Here is a 297-nt window from a genome sequence, read left to right on the forward strand (position 1 = left end):
GTGCTGAGGGCTGCTGCGTCGGTGGTCGTGGACCGGCATGCGAATCTGCGTGCGGGTTTCGCCTACGAGGGTCTGCGGCAGCCGGTCCAGGTCATCCCCAAGCAGGTCGACGTTCCTTGGGAAGAGGTCGACCTCCAGGCAACGGACGGAGCTGCTGAGGAAGCCGCGGTCGAGGCATGGCTGGAGGAGGACCGGGCGCGGCGCTTCGACCTGTCCGCCCCGCCGCTGCTGCGGTTCACACTGCTCCGCCTCGGCCACCAGCGCTTCCGGCTGGTGTTCACCTGCCATCACCTGCTG

The 297-nt window shown here is 68.7% G+C and carries 1 protein-coding gene; it reads left to right on the top strand.

Translation table 11 applies throughout. The features are described from left to right. Positions 1 to 297 (top strand): condensation domain-containing protein (locus tag ADK52_RS12565; protein ID WP_159045918.1); only part of this gene is annotated, 297 nt, incomplete at both ends.

The sequence above is a fragment of the Streptomyces sp. WM6372 genome, assembly GCF_001279655.1.
Classification (GTDB): domain Bacteria; phylum Actinomycetota; class Actinomycetes; order Streptomycetales; family Streptomycetaceae; genus Streptomyces.